At 43.4% G+C, this 19,742-nt stretch carries 13 protein-coding genes; 2 read left to right on the forward strand and 11 right to left on the reverse strand.

The window, feature by feature from the left end:
• Positions 1 to 51 precede the first annotated feature (51 nt).
• Positions 52 to 507: a BLUF domain-containing protein gene (locus JMX91_RS11805; RefSeq protein WP_201549299.1), complete on the reverse strand. Its 456-nt coding sequence runs from the start codon at positions 505 to 507 to the stop codon at positions 52 to 54.
• A gap of 438 nt (positions 508 to 945) precedes the next feature.
• Positions 946 to 1,452 (reverse strand): hypothetical protein, encoded by a 507-nt coding sequence (locus tag JMX91_RS11810; protein ID WP_201549300.1) that lies wholly within the window; start codon positions 1,450 to 1,452, stop codon positions 946 to 948.
• 299 nt (positions 1,453 to 1,751) lie between these two features.
• On the opposite strand from JMX91_RS11810, the gene JMX91_RS11815 reads away from it, so the two are divergent.
• Positions 1,752 to 2,582, forward strand: coding sequence for a Cof-type HAD-IIB family hydrolase (locus JMX91_RS11815; RefSeq protein WP_201549301.1), 831 nt, complete (start codon positions 1,752 to 1,754; stop codon positions 2,580 to 2,582).
• Between the two features lie 200 nt (positions 2,583 to 2,782).
• Here JMX91_RS11815 and JMX91_RS11820 read toward each other — a convergent pair whose 3' ends face one another.
• On the reverse strand, positions 2,783 to 3,610 hold the full coding sequence (locus JMX91_RS11820; RefSeq protein WP_201549303.1) for a 3-oxoacyl-ACP reductase: 828 nt from the start codon (positions 3,608 to 3,610) through the stop codon (positions 2,783 to 2,785).
• A gap of 375 nt (positions 3,611 to 3,985) precedes the next feature.
• On the opposite strand from JMX91_RS11820, the gene JMX91_RS11825 reads away from it, so the two are divergent.
• The gene (locus JMX91_RS11825) at positions 3,986 to 5,119 is read left to right on the forward strand and encodes an ABC transporter substrate-binding protein (RefSeq protein ID WP_201549305.1); all 1,134 of its coding nucleotides are present in this window, start codon (positions 3,986 to 3,988) and stop codon (positions 5,117 to 5,119) included.
• Positions 5,120 to 5,201: 82 nt separating this feature from the next.
• Here the strand turns inward: JMX91_RS11825 and JMX91_RS11830 are convergent, their stop codons facing one another.
• The 8 genes from JMX91_RS11830 to JMX91_RS11865 all read right to left on the reverse strand — a co-directional run bounded on the left by JMX91_RS11830 (position 5,202) and on the right by JMX91_RS11865 (position 19,727).
• The gene (locus tag JMX91_RS11830) at positions 5,202 to 6,413 is read right to left on the reverse strand and encodes an FUSC family protein (protein ID WP_201549307.1); all 1,212 of its coding nucleotides are present in this window, start codon (positions 6,411 to 6,413) and stop codon (positions 5,202 to 5,204) included.
• 289 nt (positions 6,414 to 6,702) lie between these two features.
• Positions 6,703 to 8,124: a glutamate synthase subunit beta gene (locus JMX91_RS11835; RefSeq protein WP_102090376.1), complete on the reverse strand. Its 1,422-nt coding sequence runs from the start codon at positions 8,122 to 8,124 to the stop codon at positions 6,703 to 6,705.
• Between the two features lie 218 nt (positions 8,125 to 8,342).
• On the reverse strand, positions 8,343 to 12,806 hold the full coding sequence (gltB, locus tag JMX91_RS11840; protein ID WP_201549309.1) for a glutamate synthase large subunit: 4,464 nt from the start codon (positions 12,804 to 12,806) through the stop codon (positions 8,343 to 8,345).
• An 863-nt stretch (positions 12,807 to 13,669) separates the two neighbouring features.
• Complete coding sequence (locus JMX91_RS11845) at positions 13,670 to 14,758, reverse strand: hypothetical protein (protein WP_201549310.1); 1,089 nt, start codon at positions 14,756 to 14,758, stop codon at positions 13,670 to 13,672.
• 129 nt (positions 14,759 to 14,887) lie between these two features.
• Positions 14,888 to 15,994 carry a 3-dehydroquinate synthase gene (gene aroB, locus JMX91_RS11850; protein WP_201549311.1) on the reverse strand — a complete coding sequence of 369 codons (1,107 nt, stop codon included), beginning with the start codon at positions 15,992 to 15,994 and terminating at the stop codon, positions 14,888 to 14,890.
• A 75-nt stretch (positions 15,995 to 16,069) separates the two neighbouring features.
• Positions 16,070 to 16,630: a shikimate kinase AroK gene (aroK, locus tag JMX91_RS11855; protein WP_201549312.1), complete on the reverse strand. Its 561-nt coding sequence runs from the start codon at positions 16,628 to 16,630 to the stop codon at positions 16,070 to 16,072.
• 205 nt (positions 16,631 to 16,835) lie between these two features.
• Positions 16,836 to 19,187, reverse strand: coding sequence for a type IV pilus secretin PilQ (gene pilQ, locus JMX91_RS11860; RefSeq protein WP_201549313.1), 2,352 nt, complete (start codon positions 19,185 to 19,187; stop codon positions 16,836 to 16,838).
• A gap of 27 nt (positions 19,188 to 19,214) precedes the next feature.
• The gene (locus JMX91_RS11865) at positions 19,215 to 19,727 is read right to left on the reverse strand and encodes a pilus assembly protein PilP (protein WP_227679401.1); all 513 of its coding nucleotides are present in this window, start codon (positions 19,725 to 19,727) and stop codon (positions 19,215 to 19,217) included.
• Positions 19,728 to 19,742 lie beyond the last annotated feature (15 nt).

A 19,742-nucleotide genomic window follows, 5' to 3' on the forward strand; every position in this document is an offset into this window, starting at 1 on the left:
GGATAGTCGCCCAACGCTTCTATCAGCATGCGAACGGCGCGTTCTTTAATCTCAGGAGTGTAGTTTCGTGTTTTCATTGTCGTATTCTCTCAGAATGTTGAGTCTCCGACAATCCCGGGGCGGTTCAAAGTTCTTTAGGGCATGCTCTTCATCTTCAACGCTTGAGGTTAGATGTTTAACTAAAAACCCATTCCATTGGCGCGATTCTATTTCCTCTATATTCACAATATTAGGGACAATGGTAGAATGCTCGTCAAGTATCTTTTCTAAGGCAGTATTGATAGCAGGTCTTGTTCCTTGAAAACTTTGAACGAAATAACCTTCGCTAATGACTAAAGCTGAAACGATATCGTTTTCTTCAAAATATCTACGCCAGTACTCAAGTGCGCGAGTCAGCTCAATCCCAGAATCTAGATCGACATTTTTGGCGATATATGTCATGTGGATAAGAATATGTTCTCCATGCCTTTTTCTATCCTTTGAAGGTTGGCTCGTCGTTATGTTCATAAGAAACCTTATTTATAAAAAATTCATTCAAATCAAGGTACACTTTAAGATAAAGTATAATTAATAACGTTTTTTATCATTTGCTATGATTTTTTTATATTTATAACATAGAAGTTTCAATGATATAACATAATGATATCCATAGTAGTAAAATTATACTACAAAGTTGTCACGTTCAGTATCTTGGCATTATTCCAATAGTTAACAAGCCTAATCTATATTTTCCTATAGCCCTACCTCAATGCCCTTATATGACTGAGCCACGTTTACTTATAGACTAAATATTATAAACATCAATCAGGGCCTGTAATGTCTGTTGAGCTAGCGCATTTATAGGCTTGTAAAACATAACCTACCCTCAATAAAAAGCCGTCTATGCTATGTATATACAGTTTTGTATAGACGACTTTGTTGCACGCTAATTGAATAGCTAACGTATCAATACCGACCCATCTCAACTGTTGTTTCAGCAAGTACCGAATCGCCTTGCCATGCTTGTACATCTACCGTATACAGATGGTTTTTGCCGCCAGAGCAAGGCGGCTTATATGCACCGCCCGTCTCACCTTTACGGTTACGGTATTCTGCGATCATCTCAATACCGACTGGTACTTCGTAAGTATGACCAAATACTCGTGGTACTTCTGTGCTCGTAGCACCCTCTGGTAGCGCGAACTCGACGATACCATGCCCACCATGCTGCATACGTTTATTGCTTACATCGTTGTAGACGAATACCAAGCTTTCCGCGCCTGCCGGAATGTTTGAAACAGTCATGCTAGGCGTGGCTGGACTTTTGCCATCATAGTTTAGACATTGCTGCCCCTCAGGGATTTTTTTGCCATCCCAAACAGCATCATTAAATTTAACATCCATTGCAAAAGCATTGGCAGATAAAGCCAAGGTTGCCAAAACTGTAACCGATTTTAAGGTAAAAAATTTCATACTTATTCCTTTAGGTAGCTGTTGCATCAATAATGTTAGTCCATATTATTTCGTAGATTAATTTTGATAATTGAATATAACTTTATAATAAATAAACACGGTTAAGTTAATCATATCGTTTAGCATTTTTGTTAATCCTTTGGACAAGCAATGAGCGGTTCTACAGGCTACATGCCAATACTGTCTCAATAAGCATGCTTGCAGCATCATAGGTTACTCGATAGGTATTTATCTGATTGGGTATGTTGTAGTAGTATCTGAATCATTGTATCTACACGACTAAAAATAATAGGATCATCATGTTTATCGAAGATAAGATTGCCAAAGAAAGTATGACTACTAAGATTTCGACCCCCAAAATCATCTTTTTTGACATCGATGATACCTTGAGCCGCAACGGCATTATCGCTGAACACAATAAAGCGACGCTTGAGCAGCTTGCAGATACCGATATTAAACTAGTGATTTCGACTGGTCGTTCTAAAGCCATATTGCCTGAAGACATTCTAGCGTTGCTTGATGCAGATATATTGGACGCCATTATTTGTATGAATGGACAATATAGTTTTGATAAAGGCGGCCGAATCAGCCACTACCCATTAACTGCTGAACAGACAGATAAAATCGTACGCCTATGCCAGCAGAGTGATTTGATTCATAAGTTTGACTCTGCCACTCATATCGCTTGGTCAGGTGAAAATGAACGTTTACGCGAGTTCAATGCGGTCACGCCCAATTCGATCCTTGATCCTGAGTACTACAAAACAAATACTGTCTATCAGTGCTCGGTATTTTTTAATAATCAGCAAGAAAAAATGCAAGACATCGACTTTGCTCAGTATGATTTAAAGCTGGTACATTGGCATCAGATTGGTGCCGATATCTTGCCAGCAGATGCGTCAAAAGCCCGCGGCATCAAAGATATGTGCGAGTACTATGCAGTAGATGCAAGCGAATGTATGGCATTTGGTGATGGTATGAATGACCTAGAAATGTTCGACTTGGTTGGATTTGCTGTGGCCATGGGAGATGCACAGCCAGCTTTAATAGAACGCGCTGATTTCGTCACTGGGACGATCGAAGAGTATGGTATTCAAACCGTGCTTAATCAGTTAGCAATGAAGTCGTAAGACTGTTCAGGCACATAAAGCCATTAACGTTCATTTAAAAAAAGCCCTTACTAGCTGACTAGTAAGGGCTTTTTATTATGGTCTAATTTTATATAGAGAATATAAATAAAATCTTTAGCAATGATGATTCCATCACATTGACGATCGTTTTGTTTTTCTACAAATCCAATAGAACGTTAAGGCGTCAGTTAAGGGCTCAATTAAGGCATCGTCAAGCCACCATCGACAGCGATAGATTGTCCAGTAATCGCCATGCTCAAATCGGATGCCATGAGCAATACTGAATTGGCAAAGTCAGCCACCGAAGTCGCTTGGCGCAGCGGTGTTGTAGTCGCGATATAGTCGAATACTTCTTCAGTGGTTAAGCTACTTGCATCGGTAGTTTTTAATAATCCGCCTGCCAGCAAATTAACCCGAATACCATACTGACCAAGCTCACTTGCTAGGTTGCGCGTTAGCCCAATCAACGCTGATTTAGCCGTGGTGTAATCATAATAGGTAACCACTGGGTTGTAGACAAGATTGGTTGAGATATTAATAATTTTACCTACTTGCTGCGCTTTCATTTGCGGCAGCACCGCTTGCACCATATTGACCGCGCCTTTAACAATACCATCCATTTGTTGCGAAAAGTGCGACCACTTTACTGTTTCAATACTGGTGTACGCAGCGCTTGGATTGAACTGATAACTGGGCAAGGCATTATTGACCAATATATCGATACGTCCATAACGAGTGATGACTTCAGCTGCCATTGCTTGTACTTGCTCAAACTCAGTGACATCCGCCTGATAAGTAAATGCTTGACCGCCTGTCGCGATGATATCAGTCACTACTGCCTCAGCAGCCTCTTTACTATTGAGGTAGTTGACGCAGACGATAGCGCCTGCTGCTGCCATTTGCTGTGCAATCTGTGCACCAAGTCCACGACTGGCACCAGTGACTATGGCGACTTTATCCGTAAGCAATGCCGGTATAACTGAGTGGCTTTTATTGAAGGCATTTTGAGTTGAGGTACTTTCGGTCATTGTGCTGTATCCCTTATTATTATGGTATGGTTGGTGTCTTAGAGCCAAAGGCTGATATCTGCTTAGATGATGTTCGTCATACTTCGGCCTGCACCAATCATAGCATGTTTATATACTATATTTTTTCGATTCGACGTTAGCAGCTCGCTAGTAATTCTACTAAAAATTAGCTGTCATTCAGTTAGTTTTGCTACTCATCTCATTAGCCCAACTGGCTATTTTTATTAGTATTATTAAGCATTGCCTTAATAACAACCCTTTAAATTATATAAACTAATGACCATAATGGTTTTATTGGCCATGTTAGACTTTTATCTTGTTGGCTTTTTTATTGAATTTTTCTGATTTGCATTATCTTTATTTAGGAGAGATATTTTGACCCATTTATCATCGTCCCATCCCATTACTCACACCTTGGCTAGTGTCGGTCGTATAGTGCCAAAAGCATTCTTAGCAGCGGCTATCGGCTTGGTGCTTGCCAGCTGTAGCAACTCTGATAATGCAGCGGATGGCAGTGCTGCAGCGAGCAATGAGACGCTGAACCTTTATAACTGGTCAGAATATATGCCGCAAGAGATTTTAGATGGTTTTGAAGAAGAAACTGGCATCTCAGTTAATTACACCACGTTTGACTCTAACGAAGCCATGTATGCCAAGCTCAAACTACTCGATGATTCGAGCCAGTATGACTTAGCGATTCCATCGACTTATTATGTTGAAAAGATGGCGAAAGAAGGGCTGTTGCAAGAGCTAGACAAATCTAAATTGAGCAATTTCAAAAACCTTGATACCTCATTTACCAATACCAAAGTTGATCCTGACAACAAATACTCTATCCCTTATATGTGGGGCAGCACCGGTCTAGCCATCAATGGTGACAGTGTCGATCCGAAGACTGTCAATAGCTGGAATGACCTATGGGATCCTAAGTATAAAGGTCAGGTGATGCTGACCAATGACGTGCGTGAAGTATTCGGTATGGCACTGCTGACCCTTGGCTACTCAGGTAATAGTAGCAATCCTGACGAAATCGAAGCCGCTTACGATAAGCTCACCACGTTGATGCCAAACGTCAAAACTTTTAACTCTGATGCGACACGTATGCCATATATCGAGGGTGAGACTGCGCTTGGTATGACATGGAATGGTGAAGCAGTCATGGCCAATGACGAAGGTTTGACTAGCTTGGTTTATAAGTATCCAACCGAAGGCGCTATCTTGTGGATGGACAATTTTGTCATTCCAAAAAACGCCAAGCAAGTTGATGCAGCACATAAGTTTATTGATTACTTATTGCGTCCTGAAAATGCAAAAATTGTCAGCGAAGAGATCGGCTACGCATCACCAAACATAGCAGCGCGTGAGCTGATGGATGAGAGCGTCCGAAATAACCCAACGATTTATCCTTCTAAAGAAGTATTAGCAAAAGCTGAGTTCCAAGAAGATGTGGGCGATGAGGCGTTGCAAGTGTATCAGCAGTACTGGGATAAGCTAAAGACTGGTCGTTAATAGTTTTAATTTAGCATTTTAAAAATAAAGTAGTCTTTGAAAAACAAAAACGCTGATCCTAAATGATCAGCGTTTTTTTGCGTTATAAATGTAAATCCGTCTCGCCGCCCTGCTCTTTCATCCGGCGCTGCTCGCGGCGTTGATAACCCAGACCAGATGCAGCAAACCAATGCGGCTTCGATGTTTGCAGTAAATCACTCAGCTGCTGTAATTGAGTCTGCAAGGTTTGGGTCAACCAGAAATAGCCCTGCCACTCAAATGCTAGATGCTGTACGCTTGGATACTCCGAGACAGCAATACGGGTAATGGGTCGAAATACCTCATCGCTTGGACTACGTAATACCGCTGCCATGTGCTGCATCGCTTGGGTTAGCTCATGCTGATAATGTACCAATAGAACATGGTTTTCTTCATCAATTTCGATATTCGCTAAGCGCGGTGCCGCACTTAATAGTAAATCAATCGTTCCAATGATATTACGATGAGTACGCTGAATCGTCTCTAGCGTTTCTTTTTCGATTCCTGACTCACTTGCTGTCGCCGCGATATGTGGGCGCACAGCCAGCAAGCGTTTATTAATCTGCTGTAACGCTGTGACCAACGCTCTATCAACGGGTACTTCCTTAACAGGAAAGGCCGCTAGGTTTAACTTTTGGGTAGAGTCGTCCACTACTCCATCCGTTGCGTCAATATGATGACCTACGCCTGCGTAGAGGCTACTACAAGCGTCAAGGTTGCTACTCAATAAAAATCGCCACATCAACGTTGATTTGAGCGGCAAAATTAGCGTCACTGCTACCGAAACGCCTGTCCCCAGTAAGATATTTAATGCGCGGTAGATACCATCTTGACCAATGCTGTTATTGCCTAAATCAGAGACAATCATCAACATAGTGATGCCCGTTAGCAGCCCTGTATACCCAAGCTGTCTAACGGCTAGATAGCCAATGATGCCACTGAGCAGACCAATGAGCGCATAGTCCACCCATAGCCATGCACCCGCATTTTGATTAAACCATAACACCCCAAGCGCCGTACCAATACCTAATAAAGTACCGATCACGCGCTCTTTTGCCTTGGTATAAATAGCGCCTTGGTATTGTAATAACCCTAGAATGATAAATACTGTGATGGTTGTCCACTCACCGTGCGGAAGGTTGGTGATTTTATTGACCAATAAAGCCAGTATCACAGCCGTACCTAGTCGTGTGGCATGTAGGATATCTGCATGTTGGTAGCGAACATAGGGTTCGACAAATGGAGCAGTAATACGCTGATAAAGGGTGGATTTCACGCAAGGCTACTCTTTTTGGGTGGAATGTTTAGGTGAGACATTTTAGTAAAGGATTATTAAAAAAGCTCAATAACTAGCGGTAAGTATAAGTTGATATTCTATCAGCAAAATGACGGGCAAAAAATAACGCCTTTTACCTATTATTCACAGGTAAAAGGCGTTATAAAAAATATCCTAGCACACTATATTGACATCTACGCTATTAAAGATTATTCACCAAATGACTCATCGAATTACGTATCAAGATCTGCGTCAGTATTAATGAGTAATAGTCTATTGCGCTAGCGTATTATACTTCTAGGTAGTCTAAAATACCTTCCGCAGCTTCACGACCTTCCCAAATCGCGGTCACAACCAAGTCAGAACCGCGCACCATATCGCCACCAGCGAAGATTTTAGGATTTTGGGTCTGGAATTTGAAGGTTTGCTTTTCGGCTGCTAGTACGCGACCAGAGCTGTCCATCCCCACTTGCTGAGACTCAAACCAATCAGCAGGACTTGGTCTAAAACCAAAGGCCATGATGACTGCATCACATGGGATGATCTCTTCAGAATTAGGGATTGGCTCAGGGCGTTGACGACCACGATTGTCTGGTGCACCCAGCTGAGTAGTAACAACTTTTACGCCGTTAACTTTACCGTTTAAGCCGATGATTTCGGTTGGCTGACGGTTAAATAAGAACTCGACGCCTTCCTCACGAGCATTGACCACTTCGCGGCGTGAACCCGGCATATTTTCCTCATCACGGCGATAGGCACAAACTACTTTTTCGGCGCCTTGACGGATACTGGTACGGTTACAGTCCATTGCGGTATCGCCGCCACCGAGTACCACTACCTTTTTACCTTTAAAGTCGATGTACTCTTCAGCGTCTTTTTCCCAGTCATTGCAACGGTTCACGTTGGCAATCAGATAATCTAATGCATCATAGACGCCTGTCAGCTCTTCACCAGCGAAGCCGCCACGCATATAGGTGTATGTACCCATACCCATAAATACCGCGTCATACTCAGCCAATAGCTCATCAATGGTGACGTCTGTACCAATCTCTGTCTCTAAACGGAATTCGATACCCATGTCTTCAAAGATCACACGGCGATTGCGCATGACGTCTTTTTCCATTTTGAACTCAGGGATACCGAATGTCAGTAACCCACCAATTTCAGGGCGCTTATCAAAGACAACTGGTTTGACGCCATTTCTGACCAAGATATCCGCGCAACCCAGACCCGCTGGTCCTGCGCCAATGATAGCGACTTTTTTATCTGTCCAAACGACTTCAGACATATCTGGACGCCAGCCAAGTGCAAACGCAGTATCGTTAATGTACTTTTCCACATTACCAATGGTCACTGCGCCAAAACCATCATTCAGCGTACAAGCGCCTTCACACAGACGATCTTGCGGGCAAACTCGTCCGCATACTTCAGGCAAGGTATTGGTACGGTGGCACAATTCAGCTGCCTGAAATATCTGACCTTCTGTCGCCAACTTTAGCCAGTTAGGGATATAGTTATGTACTGGACATTTCCACTCGCAGTACGGGTTACCACACTCAAGACAACGATGCGCTTGCTGAGCAACCGCTTCGTTTTCGAAAGGCTTATAAATTTCAACGAACTCTGTTGAACGCGTTGCAATGTCTTTTTTGGTTGGATCAAATCTTGGTACATCTAAAAACTGGAAGTTATTTTCTAAGCGTTTTGCCATGGTGCTATCTCTTTTATATAAGGCTCTTTTGCAGTGGGTGGCGACAGTCAGCGATGTTTGGTGTGTCTAAAATTTAAGACATATATCGCTGCTGTTACGTACCTGCTGAAAACCTGTGAGTTAAAACGTCTCTAAAAACGGAACGCTGGCTAACCTGATTAAAGCGACTGCCGATCCATCAATGCATTCCATTGATACGATAGGCAGTCATGTATCGGCTATTGTGGGTCGGCCATGGTAGTTTTAAGAAGGCTTGCAATGTTCGCCGCTTTTGGCTTAACCAAATAAAACTTACGAACATAGTGCTCAAAGTCGTTCAGAATTGTCTGACCCCATGCACTGCCTGTTTTATCTACATGAGCTTCAATCACTTGTTGCAAATGAATGCGATGCTCTTCTGTTTGCTCGCTTGAAATACGGTTTAGATCGATTAGCTCATGGTTACAACGGTCGAAGAAGTCGCCTTCCATATCGAGTACATAAGCAAAACCACCCGTCATACCAGCACCGAAGTTAAGTCCAGTACGGCCAAGAATCGTGACGATACCGCCCGTCATATACTCACAGCAATGGTCGCCTGTGCCTTCGATGACTGCATGCGCGCCAGAGTTACGGACGCCAAAACGCTCACCTGCTGTACCGGCAGCATATAGCTTACCGCCAGTTGCACCATAGAGACAGGTATTACCAATGATGGCCGTTTCTTGCGCTACAAAGTTTGAGTCTTTCGGCGGATAAATCACAATCTCACCGCCTGCCATACCTTTACCCACATAGTCATTGGCATCGCCTTCAAGCTCGATATTTAGGCCGCCAGCATTCCATACGCCCAAACTTTGTCCTGCAGTACCAGTTAGACGAAGCTTGATTGGCATATCGCTCATGCCAAGGTTGCCCCAGACTTGCGCAATCTCACCAGAAATACGAGCACCGATAGAGCGGTCACAGTTACCAACGAAATAGCTATAATCGCCGCCTGCCCCTTTGCGAATGTTCACCAGCATATCGCTAATCATCTGCTCAGCAAGCAAGCCTTTATCAAACGGTTCATTACGTTCAACCTGACAAGTTTGTGCTTTGCCCACACTGGCTGGGTGACTAAATAGCAATGGTGTTAAATCAAGATGACGCTGCTTGTCCGTATTGCCTTCTAAGATATCAAGCAAGTCAGTACGACCAACCAGCTCTTCCATACTACGAACACCTAGCGCTGCCAACCATTCACGCGTCTCAGTTGCGACAAACTTAAAGAAGTTAATCAGCATTTCTGCTTCGCCAATGAAATGCTCATCACGCAACTTGGCTTTTTGAGTAGCAACACCTGTTGGACAGTTATTTAAATGACAGATACGTAGGTACTTACAACCAACTGCAATCATTGGCGTGGTACCAAAGCCAAAGCTTTCTGCACCCAAGATAGCAGCTTTTACTACATCCAGCCCTGTTTTTAGACCACCGTCAGTCTGGACACGTACCTTATCACGTAACCCATTCACTCGTAGAGACTGATGAGTCTCAGCCAAACCTAGCTCCCATGGCGAGCCTGCATGGTGGATAGATGATAGCGGAGACGCTGCTGTACCACCGTCATAACCCGAGATAGTAATCAAATCGGCATAGGCTTTTGCAACACCTGTCGCGATCGTACCAACACCTGGACGTGAGACCAATTTAACCGATACCAATGCATCTGGATTGACTTGTTTTAAATCAAAAATCAGCTGTGCCAAATCTTCGATAGAATAAATATCATGATGCGGCGGCGGTGAAATCAAGGTCACACCTGGCACCGAATAACGCAAACGTGCAATCAGCGCGTTGACTTTACCACCAGGTAGCTGCCCACCTTCACCAGGCTTGGCACCTTGGGCTACTTTAATCTGCATGACTTCAGCGGAACGAAGGTAGGCAGGCGTTACCCCAAAACGACCGGAAGCAACTTGCTTGATTTTTGAGTTGCGCAATGTGCCATAACGCGCAGGATCTTCACCGCCTTCACCAGAGTTTGAGCGACCACCGATGGTATTCATAGCCATCGCAATCGACTCATGCGCTTCAGGAGATAGCGCCCCTAATGACATGCCAGCTGAGTCAAAACGCGTCAAGATTTTAGAAATATCTTCTACTTCATTGACATCGATACTGTTGCCAGTTTTCAGTTGCAATAAATCACGTAAAGTCGCGACCGGACGGCTATTGACCAGGTTGGCATAATTACGGTAATTATCGTAATCACCAGTACGTACCGCGGTATGCAGGCTGTTAATCACATCAGGGTTAAAGGCATGGTACTCTTTGTTGAAGACGAACTTAAGCAGACCACCTTGATCTAGAGGGGCACGACGCTTAAACGCATTGGCAGCCAGTTGCGCTTGATCAGCAGCAAGGTCTGCAAAGGTAGCGCCTTTGATTCGACTTTGTACGCCTTTAAAGCATAAGTTGACGACTTCTTCTGATAGGCCTACTGCTTCAAACAACTGCGCGCCGCGATAAGAAACAATGGTAGAGATACCCATTTTTGATAAGATTTTCAGCAAACCTTTATCCAAGCCTTTGCGGAAATTAACACGGGCTTGAATCGGATCACCAAGTAGCTCACCAGTCGCGACCAAATCATCAATGACATCATATGCCAGATATGGATACACACAAGTTGCACCAAAGCCAATCAATACTGCTATTTGATGCGAGTCACGGGCAAGGCCCGTCTCAATGATTAAGTTAGCATCGGTACGAATACCTTGCGCGATTAGATAATGATGCACAGCACCAGTAACCATAATGGCATTGGCGGGTACTTTGTCTGCATCGATATCTTTATCAGACAAGACAATCAACGTATTACCTGAGCGAATGTTATCTGCCACTTGCTCACAAATAGCCACGATAGCATCAGATAGCTCTAGAGTACGGTCATAGTTTAGATCAATACGAGCCATCTTGAACGCTGGATCATCCAAGGTTTCAAGCTGCTGCATTTTGCTGGCTGACAATACTGGCGATGACAAAATAATACGATGCGCATCTCTCGCAGATGGCGCAAATACGTTAGTCTCAGCGCCTAAGCAAGTCTGCAACGACATCACGATAGATTCACGTAATGGATCGATTGGCGGATTGGTCACCTGTGCAAACTGTTGGCGGAAGAAGTCACCGACATGGCGAATTTGCTGCGACAGTACAGCCATTGGCGTATCGTCACCCATTGAGCCGACTGGTTCTTGACCATTTTCAGCATTAGGGCGAATGATTTCTGTACGCTCTTCATTGGTGATGTGATACATTTTTTGTAGCGCTTTTAGCTTATCACCGCGGCACGCTTGCGTTGCCAACGTCTCTTCTAGACGCTCATCATCACGAACACGCGTCGCTTCTTCACGTAACCATTTGCGATATGGATGCGCCGTTTTTAGTAAAGTTGCAATAGCCGTCGTATCTAAAATTTGACCTGTCAACGTATCAATGACCAACATTTGACCAGGTCCAACGCGACCTTTTGCCAATACATCTTGTGGCTCGTAATCCCAAACGCCCACTTCTGATGCAACAGTGATATAGCCGTTCTTAGTGGTTACCCAACGTGAAGGGCGCAGACCGTTTCTATCGAGCATACAGACCGCATAGCGTCCATTTTGAATAACTAGACCTGCTGGACCGTCCCATGCTTCCATATGCTGTGAGTAAAACTCATAAAATGCACGCAGATCCATATCCATGCTATCAACATTCTGCCACGCTGGCGGTACCAAGATAGACATTGCATGGAACAGATTCATACCACCAGACATTAGCACTTCAAGCATGTTATCTAAGCTTGATGAATCTGAACCAGTACTATTTACAAGTGGTGTCAGCTCATTCAAGTTAGGCAGTTTGTCTGATTTTAGCTTTGGCGTACGGGCTTTAGACCAGTTGCGGTTACCTGTAATGGTATTTAACTCACCATTATGCGCAAGATAACGGAATGGCTGTGCCAGTGGCCAGCGCGGCAAGGTATTGGTTGAGAAACGCTGATGGAAGACTACGATATGTGATGCCAAACGCTCATCTTGCAAATCCAAGAAAAACGCTGGCAAATCTGAAGGCATTACCAAGCCTTTATAAATAATGGTCTGACAACTCAATGAACAGACATAAAATAGCTCATCATCCGTCAAACGCTGCTCTGCTTTTTTGCGTGCAACAAACAGCTTACGGTTGAAGTCATCAGCAGCCAAGTCATCTGGCGCATTAACGAATACTTGCTTAAAGTCTGGCAATGTCTCACGACCAATCTCACCAACAATACTCAAGTCAAGTGGTACATCACGCCAACCAGCCACTTCTAATCCTTGGGCGGTAATCTCATCGCTTAATACTTGTTGGCTATGCTTGGCTTTATCGCTATCTAAATTAACGAACACCATACCGACAGCAAAGTTGTCCGTAATGGCAAATTGCTGCTCATCAGCAATCTGTTTAAAGAAATCGATAGGCGTCGCTAATAGTAAGCCACAACCATCACCAGTTCTACCGTCAGCAGCAACACCGCCGCGATGTGTCATACAACTTAAACTATGAATGGCAGTTTTCACCAAATCATGGCTCGCTTCACCCTCAATATGGGCAATTAGGCCAAAACCGCAATTATCAGAAAAATCATCTGGCGTGGCCAGGTGTGTTTGTGAGGAAATCATTGACATAGCTTGTCCTTTTAAGTAGACGGGCAACTTACATTTCCAATGCGGAGTATAAGTTGGTACCCGTAAGCAGAACGGGCTGATAGTGGATATTCGTGTGTTCGAATTAGCAAATAGTGCAATGCTCGATAGACATCATACTCTAAGAGAAAGTAAAACCCTTGACCCTCCTGGTCATTAGCTGATGTCTTGACATGTGGTCCGTGTATCAAAAGATAGTAAGTAGCAGCCCTTGGCAACGGGAGAATCTACGCCCTTAAATGCCAGTTACTCAATCAGTGATATCTAATGCCATTCATTTAAGCATCATTTGTTATATTGTCATGTCTAGCATTTAGAGCTAAGCATACAGTGACTAATAACGGTGCACTTGTTTATCTTGAATATCTGACGCTCTGTATTCAAGCACTTTGTTTACCCTAAAAAGAGTGACAATAAGAGAGGTTGCGTCACTTACGATAACCTTATTATGGATAGTAAGTAACCGCGCTTGAGACAATAATATTTAGTAAAGAACTCTAAAAACTAAGAAAAAACCACTAAATAGTTGTTAAATAGACATTTTTTACGATAACTATACAGAACGTCGCCCACAGTTATATTAGTTAATGATTGTCGAAAAATCTAGTCTTTTCTATCGATTCATCAGCCATAAATTGTAAGAGGACTTATTACTATTGGTTATGAGACAAATAAAACTGCTATTAAAATTTTAATGCAAACCGTATAGATGACATTTAGCGAAAGGCTTTGATAATACTTAGCAATAGTAGCTTGCCGTTTATTATGACGATGAAACTTTTTTGCATAGTGCTAAAAAAACCCACTAACCAAATAGCTAGTGGGTTTAATTAATCAGGCAAAAACTAATTACTCTTATCTTCTATTAGCGCTTTTATACTGTCGCTATTATTCTTGGGAGGATTAGCGTTAGCATTTTTGCCATTAGCATTTGAATTATTATTTGTGCTACTAGGGGGCTTAGGCGTTGGCACGACTGGTGGCTTCTTACTAGTAGAGTTCTCCGCCGGTGCCGCAGGCTTTTTGTTTTCTGGCGCAGGCTTACTTGCGTTGTTTTCTTCTTTTGGCGATGTTTCAGATATTGTCTGCGTCTCACCACCAACCGTACGCTCTTCACTAACAGACAGTGTGGCAGAGGTATCTACTGACTGACGAATACTCTCTTGAGTACTGCTACTATTAGCGCTTTCTTGGTTACCTCGATTATTATTAGCACTAGCTGCTTGAGCAGCGGCGTCATCAGCTTCTTCTTGCAAACGAGCAGGCACTTCACGCTTGGTAGGTTTCAAATCGACGGCACGTGTACGTTTCGTACTCAAATCTTTTACTGGATCAGGACGCTCATAATTATCAATGATACTGACATACCGATTAATCTCTTCTGGCAGTACACGTACATTCGTAGGTAACTTAAAGTCTATTAGCTTTGCTGCTCCTACCGCTTCTTGCGGGCTACTCATAATCCCATAAGTCAGCATATAACGGACTTGCTTTTCGTCATCAAGATAACGGAAATAAGCAAATTTATCGCGATCTTGACGGCCTTCTAAGTAACTAACAATCACATCGTTTTCAGCGACATTCATTACTTGAACAGTCCACTTGCCTTTATTAGCTAGCAGATAACGCTTGTCTTTAAACTCATCAGGATAATCGCGCAAATCTCGAATCGTTGTATCAAAGTTAATCGGTTGTACATCCGTATCTAGCTCGTGTAGCGATTCGACTTTTAATGGTTGCTCAAACTCTTCATTCAAAATCTCTGGCGCTGATATCGGTGCATTCTCAATTTTGGCACCCATGGCTGGCGTTTGACTAAACATCCATACTAACGCTGTGACCACCCCTAAAAGCAAGGTCACTATTAGCCAAATCAGTGCTTGACGACTGTATGATTGGCTAGCAGTACGCGTTTTCGTTTTTGATGTTGCCATGAGGCGGTCCTTGGTAAACACATGTTTTACAGCATGATATAAATGCTTATTTAAACAAAGGTACAGCCAACCAGTCGGCTATAAGTACGAGATTTTAGTATAAATATATAAGCGATAATTTTTAAGACGTTACGCGCTATGTTTTGACAAAACTTCGTGCAATAACTGGCTGTCAAACTCATTAGTCATTACCGCATCGCCAATTGATTTTAACAAAATTAGGCGGATTTGTCCGTGTTTCACCTTTTTATCGTGTCCCATTAAATCTAGAGCAGTGTCTACATCGATAGCTGGGGGCGTAATAGGTAAGTTTGCCAACTCTAAAACATGCTTAATACGTACGACTTCATCATCAGTTAACCAGCCAATTTTTTGCGATAGCTCAGCTGCTTGTACCATGCCAGCGGCTACTGCTTCGCCATGTAACCAATTGCCATAGCCTTCATGTGTTTCAATCACATGACCAAAAGTATGACCAAAGTTCAATAGCGCGCGCACACCGGACTCTCTTTCGTCTTGTGCCACTACATCGGCTTTGTACTGACAGCAGTGCTTTACAGCTTCACCAAGTACTGCCAAGTCAAGCGCCATCATTGCAGGCAAGTTTGCCTCAAGCCACGTTAGAAATGCCTCATCCATGATAAGGGCATATTTAATAATCTCGGCCACTCCAGCCGATAGCTCACGTGCAGGCAGTGTCTTAAGCGTACTCATATCGGCAAGCACCATTTGCGGCTGCCAAAAAGCACCAATCATATTTTTACCTTGCGGATGATTGATACCTGTTTTACCACCAACACTAGAATCTACTTGTGACAATAGCGTCGTTGGAATTTGAATAAAATTGACACCGCGCATAAAACTAGCAGCAGCAAAACCAGTCATATCTCCGATTACACCGCCACCAAGGGCAATAAGTGTCACATCACGATTGAAGTGCTCTGTCATCAGCGCATCATAAATCTGATCAATACTTGCTTGATTTTTGTATTGTTCACCATCTGGCAGTACGCACACCTTTACCACAAACTGCTCTGCTAGCTCATCTTCTAATGCTTTTAAGTATAAAGGTGCCACAGTATCATTAGTGACGATTAAAACCTGACGGCCACTGATATAAGGCGTGATTTGCTTCGCCATACTACTATGTTCAGTCGTAGATTGTTCAGTAATGACAATAGGATAATCATGACTTTGCGTATGAACTATTAGGCCATCATTAAACGGCATTACCATGTGATACTCCTAAAGCATTTTCGATGAGGTAAAAGTAATTGAGTCTGCATATCAATCGTAGTTGCCAGTCTATTACTAGTCTTCTTGGTGCGCCGATGAGTCCGTAGTGCAATCGACGAATGATTCTAGCTGTTGCATCAATTGATTGACCATATGGCGTGGGTACGTGTGACCAGTAGGCATAATAATATGGGCGACTTGGCGATAGAGTGGATCGCGCGCACTGTATAACTCTTGCAATATTTTTCTAGGATTAGGCTGCTGCAATAATGGTCGAGACTTATCTTTAGAGGTACGTGCCAGCTGCACCTCGACAGGTGCGTTAAGATAAACGACGATGCCACGCTGTTTTAGGAACTCTCGGTTTTCAGCACACATGACTGCACCGCCACCGGTCGCTAATACGATTTGAGAGTTTTGGGTCAATTCATCAATGGCACGCGTTTCACGCTCACGGAAGCCTGCCTCACCTTCTTTGGCAAATATCCAAGCAATGTCGGCACCTGTCTGCGATTCAATATACCAATCACTGTCTACAAAAGTGCGACCTAACTGCTTGGCAAGCAGTTTTCCGATTGTCGTCTTCCCTGCTCCCATCGGACCCACTAAAAACACCGACGGTAATTCCTGCCCCATAATACTTACTCAGCTAAATTAGGTATGATACAACGTCATTGTTATTCTGGCTAGTAATGAGCCGTGATTATTGTGAGTAAAATTTAGAGCACACTATTCATCAGTACATACATAAATACTGCAGCTCGAAAACCACGAATTTCGCGCATAAAAAAAGCAAGCACTATGGCTTACTTTTTTTAGCAATTATCTAACCACTTTAGGACTAGTTCAGACGACTCGTACCATCATTAATAAGCTTTGGAGTTACGAAAATAAGTAGCTCTTCTTTGTCGTTGCTTCGTACATCTTTACGGAAGGCACGACCGATATAAGGTAAATCACCTAAGAAAGGGACCTTAGTTACGCCATTACTAGTGCGATTTTTAAAAACACCGCCCAGTACGACTGTCTGACCATCTTCAATAATAACATTGGTTGATATAGAGTCTTCAGAGATAGCAACCTGATTATTGATGATTGTCGGCGTGCCGTTAGTAATGACCAATTGCAGACCAATTTTACCATCAGGCGTGATATTTGGTGTCGCTTCTAGACTTAATGCGGCCTCTTTAAAGCTGGTTGTTGTCGCACCACTGGCTGATGCTTCTTGATACGGAATCTGAGTACCAGAAGAAACTTTCGCTGTCTGCTTATCCGCGGTCAAAATCTTTGGTGTAGAAATAACTTCACCACGGTTATCCGCCTGTAGTGCTGACAGCTCAAGATCTAGCATCACATCAGACATACTGAGCAAACCAAAGGCGATACTACCTGCTGGGTTGGAAACACCCAAATCAACGTTTAAGTTATCAGGACGACTAATGTCATAAGAAGGATAAGAAACGGTTTGACCATTAACGGTCGTCGTTTCTACATCAAAATCTTTCAAATCCCATAAGGTTTGATCGCTACCGCCAACCAGTAAGCTACGGTTGTTGGCGGCACCATTTGACAAGATACCCCAACGAACACCAATCTCTTTACTAAAGCTATCAGTTGCACTGACGATACGTGCTTCGATCATGACTTGGCGAACAGGTATATCAATTTTGCTGATTAATTTATGGATGTTTTCAATACTGTCAGCAACGTCTTTAATAATCAAAGTATTGGTACGTTCATCAACCGTTACCGTACCACGATTGGATAACAACGTATTATTATCCTCACGATTTGCTAGGCCACTACTATTACCAGTCGCGCCGCTACCTTGTGAGATAAGCGTTAAGACATCTTGTGCTTTTGCATAGCTTAAACGAATGTACTCAGTACGCAGAGGTGCGTAAGATTGAACAGCTTGCTGCGCTTCTAGTTCACGTGCTTCTTGCTCAGCCAGCTCAGTAGAAGGCGCAACCAAAATCACATTGCCATTTTCACGCTTGCCTAGATTTTTACTTTTCAAAATAATATCGAGGGCTTGATCCCAAGGCACATTGATCAGACGCAAAGTGATGTTGCCAGCAACAGAATCACTTGCCACGATATTCATCTCAGTAAACTGCGCCAAAATATCTAAGACACTACGAACCTCAACATCTTGGAATTCCATAGATAGCGGTTCACCACTATAGACTCTTTCTTCCAGCGTCGGCTCACGTAACAGCTCAGGCTTTTTAATACCAATATTCAACTGGTTACCTGATTGGTAGGCTTGATACTCATAATCGTCATTCATGTTAATGGTAACGACGCCATTCTGTCCTTGGTTTTTGGTATCAATACTACTAACAAGACCATTATTAATATTCAATCGGCGTAGTAAGTTTCTCGGAACCGTACTACCAGTCAAACGTACGACAAGTTTATTACCTTGGCGCTGCACATCTACTGGAATAGCTTCGTTGGCCAGTACCATACTGACGTTACCGCCACCATCACCGCCTGCTGAAAAATTGACTGCGCTTAACCCATCGTAGCTATACTGCTTGCTTACTTGTGAAGCTGCCAACTGCGGGTTCAAAAGTGGGTTTACTCTGACCACCATTGTATCAGCTGGTACTTCGTTCTTCACAACAACCTTGCTCGTGGTACGTACAGGCGCCACTGGTACGGTAGAACTCTCGACAATAGGCGTAACAATTGCAGTCGTTGTCATACTATAATTGTTATTAAGTACATCTTGAATCGGGTCGCTGGTAATGACAGGACGATTAGGATCAGTGATGGTCAGCAATAAATCATTGCCTTCAATCGCCGTCGTATAATTGCCTGATTCTTTTAAACCAACAATGAGACGCGTGGTACTGTCACTACTTAGCGTAGTAACGTCATTAATCGCACCGATGTTATATTCGTTAAAACGGCTAGCAAGCCCATTCTGTACTTGTTCGAAATCTAGGACTAAGCGACTAGGATCATCAAGCTGATAGGCTGCAGGCAATACTGGCAATCCTGTAAACCCCAAACGCATTTGCGTCACTGCAGGTGCGGTCTGTACTACAGAGACATTATCGATGCGCTGTGCAGCATGAGCACTATTGGTCACAGCCACCATACTGACTGCCAGTGCTGAAATGGCAAAAGCAGAAGACATGCGGTTGCTCATCATCATTACCTTGTTATTGCGTACTGTCATTATTTATTCCTCAAAAAATCTGCCGACTTAGCTTATAGGGGATATCAGCGACTGGGGTTTTTCTACAAACCCTGCGCGGCTATCTGGCACAATTTCAATCAAGTTAACCTGGGTCGGCGTGATTTCAACAATACGGCCGTCATTCAATCCAAGATAATCGCCTACTTTAACACTGGCAACCGAACCATCTGGACGTTGTATCAATGCATATCGCTGACCTTCGGGCGAAATCACCACACCTCGGAAGACCAATTGCGACAGTTCATACTGCTCAAGCGGTTCTTTGATTCTGTTGATATCTGGTCGTACACCATCTATGGGAGTGGTCGGGCCTTGTACATTGACTAAACTCGGTGGTAAAAATGGACTACGCTGCGAGCTTGCGCTATAAACAAAATCCTCTACTAGCTCGGCTTTAGGCGGCGGCTCAATAGGCTGTGCAGGCTGATTACGGATATCGGTCATTGCCTGCTCTGCCATACCTATACGGTCACTACACCCTGTCATAGATAAAACAGCGACACTTAAAACTAATAGCATGGGCATTCTTTGGAT

The organism is Psychrobacter sp. Pi2-1, assembly GCF_904846645.1.
GTDB lineage: Bacteria > Pseudomonadota > Gammaproteobacteria > Pseudomonadales > Moraxellaceae > Psychrobacter.